15 protein-coding genes and 1 other RNA gene are annotated in these 17458 nt (G+C 73.3%); 7 read left to right on the top strand and 9 right to left on the bottom strand.

Annotation, left to right across the window (positions count from 1 at the left end; all coding sequences use genetic code 11):
• Positions 1 to 85: 85 nt before the first annotated feature.
• Positions 86 to 487: RNase P RNA component class A (rnpB, locus tag ACZ4YL_RS28100), an RNA gene on the bottom strand.
• Between the two features lie 87 nt (positions 488 to 574).
• On the opposite strand from rnpB, the gene ACZ4YL_RS28105 reads away from it, so the two are divergent.
• Positions 575 to 1309: a MerR family transcriptional regulator gene (locus ACZ4YL_RS28105; protein WP_468120356.1), complete on the top strand. Its 735-nt coding sequence runs from the start codon at positions 575 to 577 to the stop codon at positions 1307 to 1309.
• Entirely contained in the window at positions 1306 to 2139 is an 834-nt protein-coding gene (locus ACZ4YL_RS28110) for a hypothetical protein (RefSeq protein WP_468120358.1), read from the top strand. Before ACZ4YL_RS28105 ends, ACZ4YL_RS28110 begins: the two co-directional genes overlap by 4 nt.
• On the opposite strand, the gene ACZ4YL_RS28115 is transcribed toward ACZ4YL_RS28110, so the two are convergent.
• From ACZ4YL_RS28115 to ACZ4YL_RS28125, 3 genes are all read right to left on the bottom strand, one after another.
• Entirely contained in the window at positions 2136 to 3578 is a 1443-nt protein-coding gene (locus ACZ4YL_RS28115; RefSeq protein ID WP_468120359.1) for an RNB domain-containing ribonuclease, read from the bottom strand. The genes ACZ4YL_RS28110 and ACZ4YL_RS28115 overlap by 4 nt on opposite strands.
• A gap of 353 nt (positions 3579 to 3931) precedes the next feature.
• The gene (locus ACZ4YL_RS28120; RefSeq protein WP_468120361.1) at positions 3932 to 5767 is read right to left on the bottom strand and encodes a peptidoglycan recognition protein family protein; all 1836 of its coding nucleotides are present in this window, start codon (positions 5765 to 5767) and stop codon (positions 3932 to 3934) included.
• Positions 5768 to 5823: 56 nt separating this feature from the next.
• The gene (locus ACZ4YL_RS28125) at positions 5824 to 7719 is read right to left on the bottom strand and encodes a PhoX family protein (protein ID WP_468120363.1); all 1896 of its coding nucleotides are present in this window, start codon (positions 7717 to 7719) and stop codon (positions 5824 to 5826) included.
• Positions 7720 to 8112: 393 nt separating this feature from the next.
• Here ACZ4YL_RS28125 and yaaA point away from each other — a divergent pair, with 393 nt between their 5' ends.
• Entirely contained in the window at positions 8113 to 8916 is an 804-nt protein-coding gene (yaaA, locus tag ACZ4YL_RS28130) for a peroxide stress protein YaaA (protein WP_468120365.1), read from the top strand.
• A gap of 172 nt (positions 8917 to 9088) precedes the next feature.
• On the opposite strand, the gene ACZ4YL_RS28135 is transcribed toward yaaA, so the two are convergent.
• Both ACZ4YL_RS28135 and ACZ4YL_RS28140 read right to left on the bottom strand, forming a co-directional pair.
• A complete protein-coding gene (locus ACZ4YL_RS28135) occupies positions 9089 to 9838 on the bottom strand; it encodes a bifunctional DNA primase/polymerase (protein ID WP_033226659.1) in 750 nt (249 codons plus the stop codon).
• A 170-nt stretch (positions 9839 to 10008) separates the two neighbouring features.
• On the bottom strand, positions 10009 to 10620 hold the full coding sequence (locus ACZ4YL_RS28140) for a TetR/AcrR family transcriptional regulator (protein ID WP_468120367.1): 612 nt from the start codon (positions 10618 to 10620) through the stop codon (positions 10009 to 10011).
• Positions 10621 to 10701: 81 nt separating this feature from the next.
• Here ACZ4YL_RS28140 and ddaH point away from each other — a divergent pair, with 81 nt between their 5' ends.
• Positions 10702 to 11574 carry a dimethylargininase gene (gene ddaH, locus ACZ4YL_RS28145; protein WP_468120369.1) on the top strand — a complete coding sequence of 291 codons (873 nt, stop codon included), beginning with the start codon at positions 10702 to 10704 and terminating at the stop codon, positions 11572 to 11574.
• Between the two features lie 3 nt (positions 11575 to 11577).
• Here ddaH and ACZ4YL_RS28150 read toward each other — a convergent pair whose 3' ends face one another.
• Positions 11578 to 12576, bottom strand: coding sequence for a small ribosomal subunit Rsm22 family protein (locus tag ACZ4YL_RS28150; protein ID WP_468120370.1), 999 nt, complete (start codon positions 12574 to 12576; stop codon positions 11578 to 11580).
• A gap of 177 nt (positions 12577 to 12753) precedes the next feature.
• Entirely contained in the window at positions 12754 to 14076 is a 1323-nt protein-coding gene (locus tag ACZ4YL_RS28155) for a Bcr/CflA family multidrug efflux MFS transporter (RefSeq protein ID WP_468120372.1), read from the bottom strand.
• Between the two features lie 108 nt (positions 14077 to 14184).
• Between ACZ4YL_RS28155 and ACZ4YL_RS28160 the strand changes: the two genes are divergently transcribed.
• From ACZ4YL_RS28160 to ACZ4YL_RS28170, 3 genes are all read left to right on the top strand, one after another.
• Positions 14185 to 14946, top strand: a complete 762-nt coding sequence (locus ACZ4YL_RS28160) for an SDR family oxidoreductase (protein ID WP_468120373.1) — start codon at positions 14185 to 14187, stop codon at positions 14944 to 14946.
• Between the two features lie 64 nt (positions 14947 to 15010).
• A complete protein-coding gene (locus tag ACZ4YL_RS28165) occupies positions 15011 to 15874 on the top strand; it encodes a PhzF family phenazine biosynthesis protein (RefSeq protein WP_468120375.1) in 864 nt (287 codons plus the stop codon).
• Positions 15875 to 15974: 100 nt separating this feature from the next.
• The gene (locus ACZ4YL_RS28170; RefSeq protein ID WP_468120377.1) at positions 15975 to 16538 is read left to right on the top strand and encodes a GNAT family N-acetyltransferase; all 564 of its coding nucleotides are present in this window, start codon (positions 15975 to 15977) and stop codon (positions 16536 to 16538) included.
• A gap of 57 nt (positions 16539 to 16595) precedes the next feature.
• On the opposite strand, the gene efeU is transcribed toward ACZ4YL_RS28170, so the two are convergent.
• Complete coding sequence (efeU, locus tag ACZ4YL_RS28175) at positions 16596 to 17453, bottom strand: iron uptake transporter permease EfeU (RefSeq protein WP_468120378.1); 858 nt, start codon at positions 17451 to 17453, stop codon at positions 16596 to 16598.
• Positions 17454 to 17458 lie beyond the last annotated feature (5 nt).

A 17458-nucleotide genomic window follows, 5' to 3' on the forward strand; every position in this document is an offset into this window, starting at 1 on the left:
CGCTCGCCGGGAAAGCCCGGGCCGGGCCGCCGCCGAGCGGGGCCGCGCGGGAAGATCCAGCCGCCCCGAACGGGAGTGGAAAAGGCAGACGAGCCGGCCTGTACGCCGGGTTCTGTCGCCCGGTGACCTCGCGGTCGCCGGGGAGACGGCCATCCATCTAGGACCGGTGTTGCCACCGGCCTCGTGCGGTCTACCCGCGAACTCGGGCGGGCAGCCCTCAAGCGTTCGCGCAGACCCGTCCGGGGACGGATCCTCTTGACCTTGCTCCGGGTGGGGTTTACCTAGCCGCCTGAGTCACCTCAGGCGCTGGTGGTCTCTTACACCACCGTTTCACCCTTACCGAGGGCCGAAGCCCCTGGCGGTCTCTTTTCTGTGGCACTGTCCCGCGGGTCACCCCGGGTGGGCGTTACCCACCACCCTGCCCTGTGGAGCCCGGACGTTCCTCGGCGGGATCCGAGGATCCCGACGCGGCCGCCCGGCCGACTCGTCTGCCGTGGCGACCATGTTACCCGGGGCGACGGCCTCGCCCGACCTCGCTTGACCTTGACGCAGCGGCAGGGTTTCTACTGGGGGCATGCGGATCGGAGAGATCGCCGCGGTCGTCGGGCTCACCACCCGGGCGATCCGGCACTACCACCATGTCGGGCTGCTCCCGGAACCGGAGCGGCGCCCCAACGGCTACCGGGCCTACAGCCTCCGTGACGCCGTCCTGCTGGCCCGTGTACGCCGGCTCACCGAGCTCGGGCTCAGCCTCGACGAGGTGCGGGACGTCCTCGCGGACGACGCCGGGCGCGAACTCGCCGACGTCCTCACGGAACTCGACGCCGACCTCGCACGCCAGGAGGCCGAGATCCAGGAGCGGCGGCGCCGGCTCGCCGTGCTGCTCGCCGCCGGGCCGGGGGAGGCCGAGCCGCTCTCGCCCGGGCTCGCCGCGCTGCTGGCGAAGGCGCCGCGGACCGACTCGCCGGCGGCCGCCAAGGACCGCGAACACCTGACCCTCCTCGACGCGACGGGCGCGGGCGGCCAGGAGATCTACGCCGCGCTCGGGCCGCTGGCCACCGATCCCGCCGTGCTCGCGCTGTACGTGCGCCTCGACGAGCTCGCCGACGCGCCCGTGGACGACCCGCGGATCCCGCCCCTGGCGGCGGAGCTGGTGGCGGCCGTCCCCGACGAGGTGTTCACCGCGATCCCCACCGACGGGGTGGTCGTGACCGGGTTCAAGGAGGCGCTGCTCGCCGAGTACGCGCCCGCGCAGGCCGAAGTCGTCCGCCTCGTCATGGAGGCGTTCATCGAGAGGGGGCGGGGATGACCCGCATACGGGCGGCGCGGACCGCCGTCACCGCCGTCGTCCCGGCGGAGCTGGCGCTCGTGGTGTGCCTGGCGGCCGGGGTGCGCCTGCCCGGGTGGGCGCTCGCCGCCACCGAGGCGCTCCTCGCCTGCGTGCTGCTGCTGGAGGCCTGGGTGCTGCACGGCCTCTACGCCGCCGAGCGCGCCCGCGGCGCCGGCCGGCGGGCCGCCGGGAGGGCGGCGGTCCGGGCCGTGGTCCCGGTGCAGGTGCGGCGACTGGTGCTGCACGAGCTGCGCGCCACCGCCTCCCTCGGCCGGTGGGCCGTGCGCGGGAAGCACGGGGTGCGCCCCGGGGACCTCGCCGCCGCGTACACCGGACCGCAGACGGCCATGATGTACGGGATGCTCTTCGTGTCGGTGATCGAGACGGTCGGCCTGGCCCTGCTCATCCCCTGGCCGACGGTGCACCGGGTGGTGCTGGTGCTGGACGTGTACGGAATCCTGCTCGTCCTCGCACTGCACACCGCGTGCGTCACCCGGCCGCACGTGGTCCGCCCCGACGGGTCCCTGCGGATCCGCTACGGGGCCCTGTTCGACCTGGCCGTACCGGCGGACGCGGTGGCCTCGGTACGCGTGGACCGGCGCTATCCCGAGGGCCGGCTGGTCACGCTGTCCGAGGACGGGGTGCTCGACCTCGTCGTCGGCAGCCAGACCACCGTCACCCTGGAACTGAACCGGCCGCTCCCCTTCACCCGGCCGCTCGGCGCCACGGGCGAGGCCCGGACCGTCCGCTTCCACGCCGACGACCCCCGCGCCCTGGTCACCGCCCTGCGCCGACAGCCCGCTTCCTAGACGGGCGCGAAGAGGATCTTCGACGTGCCCGGGTCTGCCTCCGCCAGCCGGACCCGGATCCGTTCGCCCAGGGGCAGGCCGAGCGTGGTGGAGCGGACGTGGCCGACCACCGCCGGGTCCTCCAGGTGGACCGTGCCCACCAGCGGCTCCTGGTCCTTGACGTCGATGACCGTGGCCTCGAAGGTCTCCCCGACCCGGTCCTTCAGCACGGCGGCCTCGACCAGGTCCACGGACTCCCGCTCCACCGTGTTCGCCAGCCGGCTGCCCTCCGCCATCTCGTCCGGGAGCGCGGGAAGGGCCGCCACCACCCACGGCGGCGGTTCGGTCCCGGCCACCGCCGCGACGCACAGCTCGCCGGCGTACCGGTCGACGAGGCGGCGCAGCGGCGCGGTGCAGTGCGTGTACGGGGCCGCCACCGCGGAATGGATCGCCGGGTCGGGGCTCTCGCCGCCGGTGAAGACCGTGTAGCCCGCGCCGCGCAGCAGCGCCGTGCACTCCTGGAGGAAGGCGGCGTGGGCGGGGCGGTGCGGGTCGAGGGAGCGCACGAGTTCGGCGTACGGCACGTGGTGCGGCCAGTCGATCCGCAGGGCCTTCGCCGTCCGCCGGAGCCTGCCGACCGCGCCGTCGGGGGCGCTGGGCAGCGTACGCAGGATGCCCGTGCCGGTGGCCAGCATCAGATCGGCCGCGGCCATGCCGGTCATCAGGGAGATCTGGGCGTTCCAGCCGTCGGCGGGCAGTGGAGCGCGGTAGGCCAGGGAGTACGTGCCGTCGCGCTCGACGACCTCCTGCTCGGGCACGTTGAGGGAGATGCCGCCGCGCGCCTGCTCCAGGGCCTCGCGGAGCCGGCCGACGTCCTTCAGGAGGGCGAGCGGCTCCTCCGCCGTTCCGGTGTCGATGGCCTTCTGGACGCCGTCGTAGTCGAGTCGGGCGCGGCTGCGGATCAGCGCGCGGCGGACGTCGACGGTCTCGACCCGGCCGTCGGGGTCCAGGTCGAAGCGCCACACCAGGGCCGGGCGGATCTGGTCGGGCAGCAGGCTGGCCGCGCCCTCCGAGAGGACGGCCGGGTGCAGCGGGACCTTCCCGTCGGGGAAGTAGAGGGTGGTCACGCGGCGGTGGGCCTCGGCGTCGAGCGCGCCGCCGGGCGTGACGAAGGCGGCGACGTCGGCGATGGCGTAGTGGACGCGGTATCCGCCGCCGGAGCGCTTCGCCAGGTGCATGGCCTGGTCGAGGTCGACGGAGGCCGGCGGGTCGATCGTGAAGAAGGGGATGTCCGTGCTGTCCAGGTCCGGGAGGAGGGGGTGCGCCGCCGCGTGCTCGGCCTCGGCGAGGACCGCCGCCGGGAAGGCCCCGGGCACCTCCAGCTTGGTCCGCAGTTCACGCAGCGCGGCCCGCAGATCAGCCCCGTCTGCGCCGGTCATGTGCATCTGACGGCGTGGCATGCGTCGAGCCTAGTGCTGCGACCGGAAAGGTTTGCCGGGTCGCGGCGTCCGGTGCGGTGCATCGCAAGGCGGAGGGCCGCGGGCCGTACTGGACGTACTTCCGTGGTCCGACAACGCGGCGAGGTGCCGTGCCGGGCGTCGCGACCCGGTGGACCTTTCCGGTCACAGCACTAGGTGTGCCCGGCCCGGACGGCGCGGCGAGCGGCGCGGCGGCCGGTTGCGGCCCCCTTGGCGACGAGCCCGAGTTCCGCGGGGAAGATGGCCTCCGCCCCCCGGCGGGGGCCTGCCCGGCGTGCATGGAGCGGGCGGTGGTGCCCCCCGCGCACCACCCCCCGCCCGCATGCGGTCATGGGCTAGAACTGCCCCCGGTTCAGGGCGGTCTGGAGCGCTCGCACGGTGGCCGGACCCCAGGCGCCGTCCACGGCCAGACCGGCCCCGGTCATCTTGTTGAGGTGGGTCTGCAGCGCCTTGTACGTCGCGGGACCCGCGGCCCCGTCCACCACCAGCCCCGCGTCGCTCCAGGTGTTCAGGTGGCGCTGGAGGCCCCGTACGGAGTTCGGACCCCACTGGCCGTCGACGGTGACGCCGATGACCTTCTGCGTGGCGCGGATGGTGGCCGGCCCCCACTGGCCGTCGACGGTGAGCATCGCGCCGTTGTCGAGATAGCCGTTGTACGCGGCTTCGGTGGCCGGTCCCCACAGGCCGTCGGCGCCTGCTCCGACCTTCTGCTGGAGCCAGCGCACGCCGGCGTCGGTCTTCGGGCCCCAGATGCCGTCGGCCTCCAGTGCCGGGCTGTAGCCGAGCGCGTTGACGGCCTGCTGCTGCTGCTTGACCGAGCGTACGGAGGTCATGCCCCCGCCGCCCGAGCCCGAGCCCGAGCCCGAGCCCGTGCCGGGGCCGCCCGTGTAAGCCGAGTACGCGGCTTCGGTGGCCGGTCCCCACAGGCCGTCGGCGCCTGCCCCGACCTTCTGCTGGAGCCAGCGCACGCCGGCGTCGGTCTTCGGGCCCCAGATGCCGTCGGCCTCCAGTGCCGGGCTGTAGCCGAGCTGGTTGACGGCCTCCTGCTGCGCCGCGATGGTCCGGACCGACGTCATGCCGCCGCCCGTGCCGCCGCTGGAGTTGCCGCCGAGGTCGCCCGTACCGGTGTGGACCGGCAGCGTGGACGCGTTCATTCCGCCCTGGACCCAGGCGCGCAGGCCGGGCCCCGGGCACTGCGTGGACTGGCCGGAGAGTCCGCCGTGCCACGTCATCGCCAGGGTTCGGCCGGTCCGGGAGTTCGCCTCGTTGTAGAGGGCGCGGATGGCCGACAGCGCGCGGGGCGTCGCGTCGCCGTCCTCTCCGATGAAGCAGACCCCGATGTGGGTGGTGTTGTGTCCGGTCGCGTGGGCGCCGGCCACGTCCCAGCCGCGGCCCTCGTAGATCCGCCCTTCGACGTCGACGAGGAAGTTGTAACCGACGTCCGACCAGCCGTTGGAGTCCATGTGGTAGTTCTGGATCTGGCGGACCGTCTGGCTGGCCGGCCCCGCGGAGTAGTGGACGGTGAATCCGGTGCGGCTGCCGGGATCGACCCGGGTCACCTCACGCGGCGGCCGGGCGCCCCACTGGCTGCGGGAGTAGAGGAAGAGGGGCCGGGCGGGCTTGGGGGGAGTGGGATCCGGCTCGCCGGGCCCCAGGACCGGGTAGAACTCCTGTATGTGCGGATAGAGGTTCCCGGGGCACTCGGTGTCGAAGACGTCCCGGTGACCGCGGATGATGGGGCCCGCCGAGTGGTTCTCCCGCAGATGGGCGATCAGCTCGCGGATGGAGTCGAGCATGGCCCGCGAGGGCTGGTCCTCGCTCTCGATCAGCCCCATGACGGAGTAGTAGTCCTGATTGGCGCCCACGGTCTGCGTGCCGTTCGCCTCCGACCGCACCTGGGTGCCCGTGCCCTCGAAGATGCCGCCGTGCTGGCAGACGATGAAGCTGTAGGGGATGTCGTGGTATTGCTCCTGGATGAACGGCCAGGGATACATCGCCGTCTGCTGGACGAGCCGCATATCGGCGTAGCACCTGTCGTGCTCGTCCACGGGCCAGCGGCCGGCGCCGTGATGATGGATGACCACCCCGCCTTGCCAGGGCTTCCAGGACAGCCTCTGCGGCTTGAAGGGGGACCTGGCTCCCCATTCGCTTCGACTGATGATCGTGACCACAACGTCCTCCGTGAACGTATTGCCGTGCGTGAGGGTGAGGGTGAGGGCGGCGGCGCTCAGCGCGCGCCGATGACGCCGCCGTCCGTACGGCGGACGACGACCGTGGCCGAGCGGGGACGGCCCGCCGGGTCGCGGTCGGGCCAGTCGCTGACGGCCCGCGGGTTCTCCGGCGTGGGCTCCCCCCAGGCCGCCGTGCGTTCTCCGGGGTGCTGGATGCTGACGAACATCGTCCGCATGTCCGGGGTGAGCACGGCCGCGGTGACCTCCGCGCCCCGCGGCGCGGTCAGGAAGCGCCGGACCTCGCCGCGCGGTGCGACGACCAGCACCGCGTTGTTGCCGAGGCCCTCGTGGCCCGCCTGGCTCACCGCGTGGTTGGAGATCCCGGTCTGGATCCACAGCCGTCCGGCGGCGTCGAACGCGAGGCCCTTCGGCGAGCCGAACTTCCCTGCCTCCGGCAGTACGCCCTCGCCGTGTGCCTGATCGCCGCCGGGCACGACCACGTCCCAGCTGAAGCCGTCGTGTGCGCCGGCACCGCCTTCCTCCCGCCAGCGGACGATGTGCCCGTACGGGTTGGTGTCACGGGGGCCGCCGGAGCCCTGGCCGGGGTGGTGGCCGCCGGTGCCGTTGGCCAGTGCGCAGTACACGTCCTGGCTGTTCGGGCTGACGGTGATCTGCTGGGGCCGGTCGAGGCGCGTGGCACCGAGGGCGTCGGCGGCTTCCCGGGCGCGCAGCAGGACATCGGCCTGGTCCCGCCATCCCAGCGCCGAGGTGAGCGGCCCGTGTCCGTGCGACAGCGGCAGCCAGCGGCCGGTGCCGTCCTCCCCGAAGCGCGCCACGTGGAGGGTGCCGTGGTCCAGCGGACTGCGGCCCTTCGACCGGTGTGCCTTCCAGGGACCGTCCCCCACGAACTTGTAGAGGTAGCCGCCGTCCTGGTCGTCGCCGCTGTAGACGACGGCCCGCCCGCCCGATTCGGTCACCGCCGCCGAGGAGTGGTTGAAGCGGCCGAGAGCGGTCCGCTTGACCGGAGCGCGCTGCGCGGCGAAGGGGTCGATCTCCAGGATCCAGCCGAAGCGGTGCGGCTCATTGCCGTTGGCGGCGAGGTCGAAGCGCGGGTCCGCCTCGTGCCACCGCCTCCCGTGGCCGTTCGCACCGAGGCCGTAGCGGCGCTGGGTGCGGGTCGGCTGCCAGGTGTGGTCGGCCGTACCGAACCACGCGTTCGTGTTCTCCTCGCAGGCCAGGTACGTGCCCCAGGGCGTCACCCCGTACCCGCTGTTGCTCAGCGTGCCCGCCGGCGGGCGTCCGGTCCGCAGGTCCGGGTGGTCCGCCCCGACCGGCCCGGAGAAGGTGACAGGGCTGGTGCCGGTGATCCGGGCGTTGCGCCGCGAGTCGAGGATGCGCCAGCCGCCGCGCCCGGTCAGCTCGACCTCCACGACGCTGATGCCCTGGGCGGCGAGCTCCTTGGCGACCCGGTCCCTGGCCGGCGCGCCGGCGCCCGCGTCGTGGTGGAGCAGGGCGGGGTCCACGGACTCGTGGTTGATCACGAGCATTCCGCGGCGGCTGCCGGCCGGGCCGCGCTGCAGCGGGAAGAAGTGCATTCCGCTGTGGTGGGACCCGATCTGCAGGGCCTGGTCGGCGGCGGAGCCGGAGCCGTCCTTGCGCCATGCCGGACCGCCCGCGCGTATCGGCTGCCCCCACGGGGCGAGCGTCTGTGCCGTGTAGCCCGCGGGCAGGGTGACCGCGTCGGCGTCGCTGACCGGTACCGCGGTGAAGCCGAGCTCCGCGGTGTCCGGGCCCGCCCCGCCCGGACCGGTGTCGGTCCGGCCCGCGGCGGATGCCGGGGACGCGGAGAGGCCGGCCGCCGCCACCGCGAGGGCGCCGGAGAGCAGCACGTTCCGCCGGGACATCCGGGCGGCGACCACGTCCGTGAAAGACGGGCTCGGGCGAGGGGACATAGGGCATGGCTCCTGACTGGGCGAGCGGGAGAAGGGGACGCCGGAACGAGCGGGGAGAGGGGCCCGGCCGGCTGCGGAGGCGGTCCCGGCCACGGGATCTCGTACGACGAACTGCGAAGAACCTAGAACAGATTGGGGCCACGACCGGGCGTCCCAGGGCGTCCCACCGGCCCCAATGCGGGTTTGGGACGGCAAACAGGCCCGTGCGGCCGGCAGGCCGCGACCGGTGCGCACGGGATCCCGGTTCCCGTGGTCCGTGACGTGCCTGCCGGGTGCCGGGTGCCGGGTGCCGGGCCTGCGGCCCGCGTGCGAGCGGTGGGGTGGGTGCTGGGCCGTCTACCCTGGCTCGGGGGCCGCATCCCCTGCGTCGTGCCGTATTGAAGGAGAACCATCGTGCTCGTGCTGCTGCCGCCGTCCGAAGGAAAGGCCGCCGGCGGCTCCGGCGCACCCCTGAAGCCGGAGGCGCTGTCGCTGCCCGGTCTGGCCCCGACCCGTGCGGTGGTGCTGGAGGAGCTGGTCGAGCTGTGCGCGGCGGACGAGATGAAGGCGCGCGAGGTGCTGGGCCTGAGCGAGGGGCTGCGCGGCGAGGTCGCCAAGAACGCGGAACTGCGTACGGCGGGGGCCCGTCCGGCGGGCGAGATCTACACGGGCGTGCTCTACGACGCGCTGGGCCTGGCCGATCTGCCCGCGGCGGCGCGGGCGTCTGCCGAGGACGCGCTGCTCGTCTTCTCGGGGCTGTGGGGTGCGGTGCGGGTCACCGATGCGATCCCCTCGTACCGCTGCTCGATGGGGGTGAAGCTGCCCGGGCTGGGCGCGCTGGGCGCGTACTGGCGGGGGCCGATGGCGGAGGTCATGCCGGAGGCGGCCGGGGACGGGCTGGTGCTGGACCTGCGGTCGGCGGCGTACGGTGCCGCGTGGAAGCCGAAGGGCGAGGTGGCGGGTCGGACCGCGACCGTCCGGGTGCTGCACTCGCAGACGGTGGACGGGGTGGAGAAGCGGTCGGTGGTGAGCCACTTCAACAAGGCGACGAAGGGGCGGCTGGTACGGGACCTGCTGCTGGCCGGGGCAGCTCCGGCTTCGCCCGCCGAGCTGGTCACGGCCCTGCGGGACCTGGGGTACACGGTCGAGGCCGAAGCCCCTGCGAAGGCGGGCAAGGCGTGGTCCCTCGACGTGGTGGTCACGCAGATCCACCACTGACGCGCCGTACCGGGGGCCCTGCCCCCGCACCCCCGCACCCCCGCGCCTCAAACGCCGGAGGCTGCATCTTTCAGCCCCGCCAGGGGGTACCTCCCAGCGGTAGCCGGGGGAGTTTGAGGCGCGGGTCCGGGCGGAGCCCGGCGGGGCCTGGGGCAGCCCTCAGGGGCCCGGGCTAGTGGCCCAGGGGCCAGGCGACCGCGGCCGGGGTCAGGTTCGCGGTACCCGCGTAAGCGGCGCAGGCGTCCGTCAGGGTTTCCAGGAGGGTGAGCGGGTCCGGGAGGGTGTGCTCCATGCCGCGGATCCAGGTCACCGCCTGGTCACCGGGCAGGGCCGCCGGCGGGACCAGGACGTAGCTGCCGCGGCAGTGCCAGCGCAGGCCCGGGTGTTCGTCCATCGTCTCGGGGTGGCAGTCCAGTTCGCACGGCCACCACTCGTCCTCGTCCTCGGGGGTGCCGCGGGTGGCGGTGAAGAAGAGCATCCGGGCCTGTTCGCCGGTGCCGCCCGACTCGGCGACGGGGCCGACCTCGATCCCGGCCTCCAGCAGTCGGGCGAGGGCGGCGGTGCCGGCCTCCAGCGGGACGTCGAGCACGTCGTGGACCATGCCGGTCGCGGTGATGAAGTTGGCCTGGGGCTGGTTGCGCGCCCAGCGTTCGACCTGTGCGCGGTCGGTGGTCGACTGGGTCTGCCAGGCGAAGGAGACGGGGTGCCGTGCGGGCGTCGGACAGCCGATCCGGTCGCACGAACATCGGTAACCGGCGGGATGGGCGGCGGGGGCGAGCGGCAGGCCCGCGGCGGCGACGGCCAGGAGGAGCGCCTCGCGCTCCGCTCCGGGGTCCTCGGCGGTGGGTTTCTGCCGCCGGCGCAGCCACTGGGAAATCCTGCTCTGCTCGCCGCGTTTGACGCGGCCGGACTCAGACCCCATCTATCCCCTCACCTCACCGTATCCCCGGCGGACCAACCCATGGTCCCACCATCCTGAGCCCCGGGTGACCGCTCTTGACGACCGGGGGGTTGGAGATATGCGACCGAAAACCCCTACATATCCATAGAATCAGGCCAAATGTTCTCGGCCGATCTTCGATTCCCTGCCCGCTATCGGGCGGTGACGTTGGCCACCCCGCCCAGTACCCGGTCCACGAGCGCGTCGGTGTAAGCGTGCGTCAGGGGTGCGGTGCGCAGCAGCCACCGGTAGGTCAACGGTCCCACCAGCATCTCCACGGTCAGCCGCAGGTCCGTGTCCGGCGCGAGCTGGCCGGCCTCCCGGGCCTTGTGCAGCCGGGCCTCGTACAGGGCGAGCTGGGGCTCCAGCAGCTTCTCGGTGAAGCGGGCGCCGAGCTCGGGGTCGGTGGCCCCGGCCGCCGTCAAGGCGCGCGCGGGGGCCTCGTACTTCTCGTCGTTGAACTCGTCGACCGTCGCCCGCAGTACGTGCTTCAGGTCGGCCGCGAGATCCCCGGTGTCGGGGAAGCCGGTCCACCCGGCCTCCGTCTCCGCGTCCCCGGCGAGGGCCAGGGAGGCGTCGAGGAGGACGGCGGCCTTCGACGGCCACCAGCGGTAGATGGTCTGCTTGCCGACGCCCGCGCGGGCGGCGATGGCCTCGATGGTCAGCTTGTTGTAGCCGACCTCCCCGACGAGGGCGAGCGCGGCGTCGAGGATGGCGCGCCGGGAGCGGTCGCTGCGGCGGGTGGCGTCAGGGGTCTTGGGCATGGCGCGAAACTATCAAAGCGAGACGTCTCGTCTTTCCGCAGGTTTGCGTAAACCACCCAATCAGTTCACTGTGCTGTCCAGGTGGAGGAGAGACGATTCTCTCCAGCACTCGTCCCGAGTCGTGAAAGTCGTGAGGAGCCTTCTTTGCGCAGAGACGCCACACCCCGGCGCTACCTGATGTGCCCACCCGCACACTTCAAGGTCACGTACTCCATCAATCCGTGGATGGATCCCACGAAACCGGTGGACCTGCCCCTCGCACTGGCCCAGTGGGAAGACCTGAGGGACCGCTACCGCTCCCTCGGGCACATCGTCGAGACCCTCGAACCGGACCCCGCGCTGCCCGACATGGTCTTCGCGGCGAACGGGGCCCTCGTCGTCGACGGCCGGGTCCTCGGGGCCCGGTTCGCCTACCCGGAACGGGCCGCCGAGGCCGAGATCCACCTCGACTGGTTCCGTACCCACGGCTACCCGGACATCCACGAGCCGTCCCACGTCAACGAGGGCGAGGGGGACTTCGCGGTCACCGCGAACTACATCCTGGCCGGCCGGGGCTTCCGCTCCAGTCCGCTCTCGCACGACGAGGCCCAGGAGTTCTTCGGCCGCCCGGTCATCGGCCTCGACCTGGTGGACCCGCGCTACTACCACCTGGACACGGCGCTCAGCGTCCTCGACGGCGACGAGATCATGTACTACCCGGACGCCTTCTCGCCCGGCAGTCAGGCCGTGCTCAGGCGGCTCTTCCCGGACGCCCTGATCGCCGACGGCCGGGACGCGGCCGCCCTCGGCCTGAACGCGGTCTCCGACGGCCTGCACGTCCTGCTCCCGCAGGCGGCGACCGGACTTCTGGAGCCGCTGCGGGACCGGGGGTTCGAGCCGGTCCCGATGGATCTGGGCGAGCTGCTCAAGGGCGGCGGCAGCGTGAAGTGCTGCACCCAGGAGCTGCGGCCGTAGCCGTCACGGCGCCGGGGGCCAGGCCTGGCCCCAGTCGGCGTCCCGGGCGGCCTTGTAGAGGTCGCCGTGGCGCTTGGTCACATTGACCCGGGTCAGGCCGGTTCCCTCGGGGCCGCACAGCTCCAGCAGGACGAGCCCCTTCCGGATCTGCGGCTTCCGCGTGATCCGGGAGGCGGCCGGCTCCGTCGGGAAGCGGGTCGCGGCGACGTAGCTGAACTTCTCGTCCTCGTACGGGAGCGAGCCCCCCTTGACCTGCCGGTGCAGGGAGGACCTGCTGACCCGCGCCGAGAAGTGGCACCAGTCCTTGCCGACCTCGATCGGGCAAGTCCCGTCGTGCGGGCACGGGGCGGCGATCCGCAGCCCGGCCTCGATCAGCTGGTCACGGGCCTCGCGGATGCGCAGGTACCCCTCCGGTGTGCCCGGCTCGATCAGCACCACGGCCTGGCCGGCCCGCGCCGCCTCGGCGACGACGGCCTTGCGCGCCGGCACGGTCAGTTCGCCGAGTACGTAGGAGACCGTCACCAGGTCCGCCTCGGGGAGGTTCAGCCCCGAGCCGATGACGGCCCGCCGCCACGCGGCCGCGCGCAGCACCTCGGAGGTCGATGCGGCCGCCAGTTCCCGGCCGAGGGCCAGGGCCGGTTCCGCCCAGTCCAGCACCGTGGTCTCCCGCGGGCCGTCCCAGGTGGCGTCCACCGCCCAGGTCGCGGCGCCCGTGCCGCCGCCCACGTCCACGTGCGAGCCCGGCGCCCAGTCGGGCGCGGCCTCGGCCAGCCCGTCGAGGGCGGCCCGGACGGCCTCGAAGGTGGCGGGCATCCGGTACGCCGCGTACGCCGCCACGTCGGAGCGGTCACGCAGTACGGGCGCGTCGGTCGGGGTCTGCCCCCGGTAGCTGGCGATGAGCCGCTCGACGGCGGCTGTGGCCTGCTTCGGCGGGAGCCCGTCGAGCAGCCCGCCGAGCGTGCGGCGGAGGGTGTCGGCGGAGGTGGGGGCGGAGACGTTCACCTGCGAAGTTTATGCCGCCGATCGGGGCGGGGCCGCCGGTCCCGGGCGGGGCCGCTGGGTCGGGTGCGGCCGCCGGTCCGGTGCGGCTCACGGACCGGGGCTCCGCCCCGGACCCCGCGCCTCAAACTCCCCCAGCTACCGCTGGGAGGTACCCCCTGGCGGGGCTGGAAGAGCGCCTCAAACGCCGGCGGGGTCGGCCAGGTCGGCGGAGGCGGGTCGGCTCTGCCACGGGCGGCACAGGCCGAGGAAGGTGCTCACGGCGAGGAGGGCGCACACCAGCTGGACCAGCGCCATCGGTACTGCCGTGTCCTCGCCCGCGATCCCCACCAGCGGCGAGGCGATCGCGCCGATCAGGAACGAGGAGGTGCCGAGGAGCGCGGAGGCCGATCCGGCCGCGTGCGGGGTCCGCATCAGGGCCTGGGCGTTGGTGTTCGGCAGCACCATGCCCATCGCCGACATCAGGACGAACAGGGCGGCGGCGATCGGGGTCAGCCCGACCTCCCCGAACACCCCGGTCGACATCAGCAGCAGGGCCACCGCGGCGGCCAGGACGACCGCGAGCCCGACGGCCAGCACCTTGTCCAGGCGGACCCGGCCCACCAGCAGCTTGCCGTTGATCTGGCCGACGAGGATCAGGCCGACGGAGTTGAGCCCGAACAGCAGGGAGAAGGCCTGGGGCGAGGCCCCGTAGATCTCCTGGATCACGAACGGCGAGGCGGATATGTAGGAGAAGAGCACGGCGAAGGAGAAGCCGCCGGTCAGGGTGTAGCCGGCGAAGACGCGGTCGCCGAGCAGCCCCCGCATGGTCCGCAGGGCGGAGCCGACACCGCCGGTGTGCCGCCGCTCGGGCGGCAGGGTCTCGCCGAGGCCGCGCCAGACCATCAGGGTGAGCACCGTGCCGACGACGGTCAGGACGAGGAAGACCCCGCGCCAGTCGGCGAAGCGCAGCACCTGGCCGCCGATGAGCGGGGCGATGATCGGGGCGGCCCCGGATATGAGCATCAGGGTGGAGAAGAAGCGCGCCATCTCGTCCCCGTCGTACAGGTCGCGTACGACGGCCCGGGCGATGACGATCGCGGCGGCGCCGGCCAGGCCCTGGAGCAGCCGGAAGGAGATCAGCAGCTCGGTGGTCGGGGCGAGCGCGCAGATCGCGGTGGCCAGGACGTAGACGACCATGCCGATGAGCAGGGGCCGGCGGCGGCCCCACTTGTCGCTCATCGGGCCGATGACGAGCTGGCCCAGGGCCATGCCGGCGAGGCAGGCCGTGAGGGTGAGCTGAACTGTCGCGGCAGGGCTGTTCAGGGCATCGGTGACCTGCGGCAGGGCCGGCAGGTACATGTCCATGGACAACGGGGGGAGGGCGGTGAGCCCGCCGAGTACGAAGGTGACCAGAAGGCCCGTGCGGCGGGCGGCCGTCAGGGGCGCTGTGGCGGTGGGGGCAGAGGGCGATTCGGGCGACGAGTCGTGCGAGGCGGCCGTCGCGGGGCCTCTCTCCGACATGCGGAACTCCAGTCTTCTCATCCGATCTACGCACCCCTGACCGACCCATGCTCTCAGCAATCGGAACGTCCGGGGAACGGGGCGCCGTGTGACGTACCCTGCGGCCCCATGGACGAAAGCACGAAGAAGATCGCCCTGGTGACCGGCGCCGGCTCCGGGATCGGCCGCTCCGTGGCGCTGACCCTGGCCGCCGCGGGCTGGGCCGTGGCCGTGGCCGGCCGCCGCACCGAACCGCTGGAGGAGACCGCCCGGGCCGCGGGCAAGGACGCCGACGTGCTGTGCGTACGGGCGGACGTCAGCGACCCGGACGAGGTGACTGCTCTGTTCGAGTCGGTCCGGGCCCGATACGGGCGCCTCGACCTGCTCTTCAACAACGCGGGCACCTTCGGACCGGGCGGAGTACCGCTGGAGGACCTCACCTACGAGGCCTGGCGCTCGGTCGTCGACGTCAACCTCACCGGCTCCTTCCTGTGCGCGCAGGCCGCCTTCCGCCAGATGAAGCGGCAGGACCCGCAGGGCGGCCGCATCATCAACAACGGCTCCATCTCGGCCCACGTGCCCCGCCCGAACTCCGTCGCCTACACCGCGACCAAGCACGCGATGACCGGCCTGACCAAGTCCCTTTCGCTGGACGGGCGGCCGTACCGGATCGCCTGCGGCCAGATCGACATCGGCAACGCGGCGACCGAGATGACCGAGCGGATGCAGACCGGCATCCTCCAGGCCAACGGGCAGCTGGCCGTCGAGCCCGTGATGGACGCCGCCGACGTGGCCCGTACGGTCCTGCACATGGCGGAACTCCCGCTGGAGGCGAACGTGCAGTTCGCGACGGTGATGGCGACCTCGATGCCGTACATCGGCCGCGGCTGAGCCACGCGGGATCCACCGTCGAAACGCATTGCCAGGCCGCGGGGACGCGGACGATCATGGCGGCATGACCGACACCGAGGTGCTGCGCTACACCGCCTTCTCCCACGACCCGGACGGCGGCAACCCCGCCGGGGTCGTGCTCGACGCCGCAGGGCTGGACGAGCGCGCCATGCTGGAGATCGCCGCCGGGCTGGGCTACAGCGAGACGGCCTTCCTGACCGCCCCGCCCGAGGGGTTCGGCGGTGAGGAGGGCCGGTCCTTCACCGCGCGCTACTTCAGCCCCAAGGCGGAGGTCCCCTTCTGCGGGCACGCGACCGTCGCCACGGCCGTCGCGCTGGGGGAGCGGATCGGGCCGGGCGAGCTCCTCCTCGCCACCCGGGCGGGGACCGTACCGGTGTCCGTCACCTCCGAGGGCGGGCAGCTGCGGGCCACGCTCACCAGCGTCGAGCCGCACACCGAGGAGATCGGCGCGGCGGACCTCGCCGAAGCACTGGCCGCGCTGGACTGGCCCGCGGCCGACCTGGACCCGGCGTTCCCGCCCGCCATCGCCTACGCCGGAGCCCGGCACCTGGTGCTCGGCGCCCGCACCCGGGCCCGGCTCGCGGACCTGGACTACGACTTCGCCCGGCTGGAGGCCCTGATGCGGCGCCTGGACCTCACCACGGTCCAGCTGGTGCACCGGGCCGGACCGGCGGAGTTCCACGTACGCGACCCCTTCCCGGTGGGCGGCGTGGTCGAGGACCCCGCCACGGGAGCCGCCGCGGCCGCCTTCGCTGCGTACGCCCGCGAGCGCGGCCTGGTCCCGGCGGACGCCGTGCTCACCCTCCACCAGGGAGCGGACATGGGCCGCCCCGGCGTGCTCACGGTGGAACTGCGCGCCGGTGACCCCCGGGTCAGGGTGGGCGGCGAGGGCGTCCGCATCCCGTGAGCGAATCCACCGGCCCGGAGTCCCGGGGCTCCGCCCCGGACCCCGCTCCTCGAACTCCCCCAGCTACCGCTGGGAGATACCCCCTGGAGAGGCTGGATTCGTGAGGGTGATCGGATGCGCCGAGGCGGACCTGCCCGCAGGGCTGGCGCGGCAGGTCGCGGAGCTGGAGGACGCGGCCTGGCCGGGGGCCGAGCCCGGGCACGACCCGGCCCTGGCCCCGCGGGCCCTGCTCCTGCTGGCCGCGGACGGCACCGTGGCCGCCTCGCTGGCACTGCTGTTCAAGGAGATCCGGCTCGCGGGGCGGACCTATCAGGCGGCCGGGCTGAGCGCGGTCGTGACCCGGCCCACGCTGCGTGGCCGGGGATGCGGGGCGCGGCTGGTGGCGGCGGCCCGCGCCGAGCTGGCGGCGGACCCGGCCGTGGACCTGGCGCTGTTCAGCTGCGACCGGCCCCTGGCGGCCTTCTACGAGGCGGCCGGCTTCGACGTGCTGCCCGGCACGGTCCTGGTGGGCGGGACCCCCGAGGATCCCCTGGCCACCGACGACCCCGGCTTCGACAAGGTGGTGCTCGCGGCCTTCTTCACGGACGACCCGGGCCGGGACCGCGCCGCCTTCACGGGCATCCGCGTCCCGCTCCACCCCGGAAACACCGACAGGCTGTGGTGACGGGCCCGAAGGCCCCTCACCACAGCCTGCCGGCGGCGGCCGCTCGGCCGCACGCCCTCAGTTGGCGGGCGCGGAGTCCGAGTCCGCGGGCCGCACCTTCGGCGCGGCCGCCGGGCGGCCGCGGTCGACGAGGAACAGCGTCAGCACGGGGACCAGGTACAGCAGCCACACCGTGAGCTGGAGGACGGTCGGGTCGGGCTGGAAGTTGAAGACGCCCTTGAGCAGGGTCCCGTACCAGCTGTCCGGCGGGATCGTCTCGCTGATGTCGAAGGCCTTGTCGCCCAGGCCGCCCAGGAAGCGGGCCTCCTGGAGGTCGTGCACCCCGTACGCGAGCACGCCCGCGGCCACGATCACCAGCATGGCGCCGGTCCACCGGAAGAACTTCGCCAGATTGATCTTCAGCGTGCCCCGGTAGAAGAGGTACCCCAGCAGGATCGCCGTGGCGATGCCCAGCAGCACACCGATCAGCGGCGCCGAGGAACCCTCGCCACTGGCCCGTACCGACGCCCACACGAACAGGGCCGTCTCCAGGCCCTCCCGGCCGACGGCCAGGAAGGCGGTGGCGACCAGCGCCCCGGTGCCCATGGCCAGCGCCGTGTCGAGCCTGCCGTGCAGATCGGCCTTCAGATGCCGCGCGGTGCGCTTCATCCAGAAGACCATCCACGTCACCAGGCCCACGGAGATGATCGACAGGGTGCCGCCGAGCAGCTCCTGCGCCTCGAAGGTCAGCTCCTGGGTGCCGAATTCGAGCATCGCGCCGAAGGCGAGGGAGAGCGCGCAGGCGATCGCGATGCCCAGCCACACGGGACGCAGGGCGTCCCGGCGCTCGGTCTTCACCAGGTACGCGACGAGGATGCAGACGACCAGGCTGGCCTCCAGCCCCTCGCGCAGGCCGATCAGATAGTTGCCGAACACGGCGG

Source organism: Streptomyces sp. NPDC030021 (assembly GCF_055574035.1).

Bases quoted from the DNA above. Each gene is read 5' to 3' on its own strand.
- ACZ4YL_RS28105 (WP_468120356.1), top strand. From the start codon at position 575: ATGCGGATCGGAGAGATCGCCGCGGTCGTCGGGCTCACCACCCGGGCG.
- ACZ4YL_RS28110 (WP_468120358.1), top strand. From the start codon at position 1,306: ATGACCCGCATACGGGCGGCGCGGACCGCCGTCACCGCCGTCGTCCCG.
- ACZ4YL_RS28115 (WP_468120359.1), bottom strand. From the start codon at position 3,578: ATGCCACGCCGTCAGATGCACATGACCGGCGCAGACGGGGCTGATCTG.
- ACZ4YL_RS28125 (WP_468120363.1), bottom strand. From the start codon at position 7,719: ATGTCCCCTCGCCCGAGCCCGTCTTTCACGGACGTGGTCGCCGCCCGG.
- ACZ4YL_RS28135 (WP_033226659.1), bottom strand. From the start codon at position 9,838: ATGGGGTCTGAGTCCGGCCGCGTCAAACGCGGCGAGCAGAGCAGGATT.
- ACZ4YL_RS28140 (WP_468120367.1), bottom strand. From the start codon at position 10,620: ATGCCCAAGACCCCTGACGCCACCCGCCGCAGCGACCGCTCCCGGCGC.
- ACZ4YL_RS28155 (WP_468120372.1), bottom strand. From the start codon at position 14,076: ATGTCGGAGAGAGGCCCCGCGACGGCCGCCTCGCACGACTCGTCGCCC.
- ACZ4YL_RS28160 (WP_468120373.1), top strand. From the start codon at position 14,185: ATGGACGAAAGCACGAAGAAGATCGCCCTGGTGACCGGCGCCGGCTCC.
- ACZ4YL_RS28165 (WP_468120375.1), top strand. From the start codon at position 15,011: ATGACCGACACCGAGGTGCTGCGCTACACCGCCTTCTCCCACGACCCG.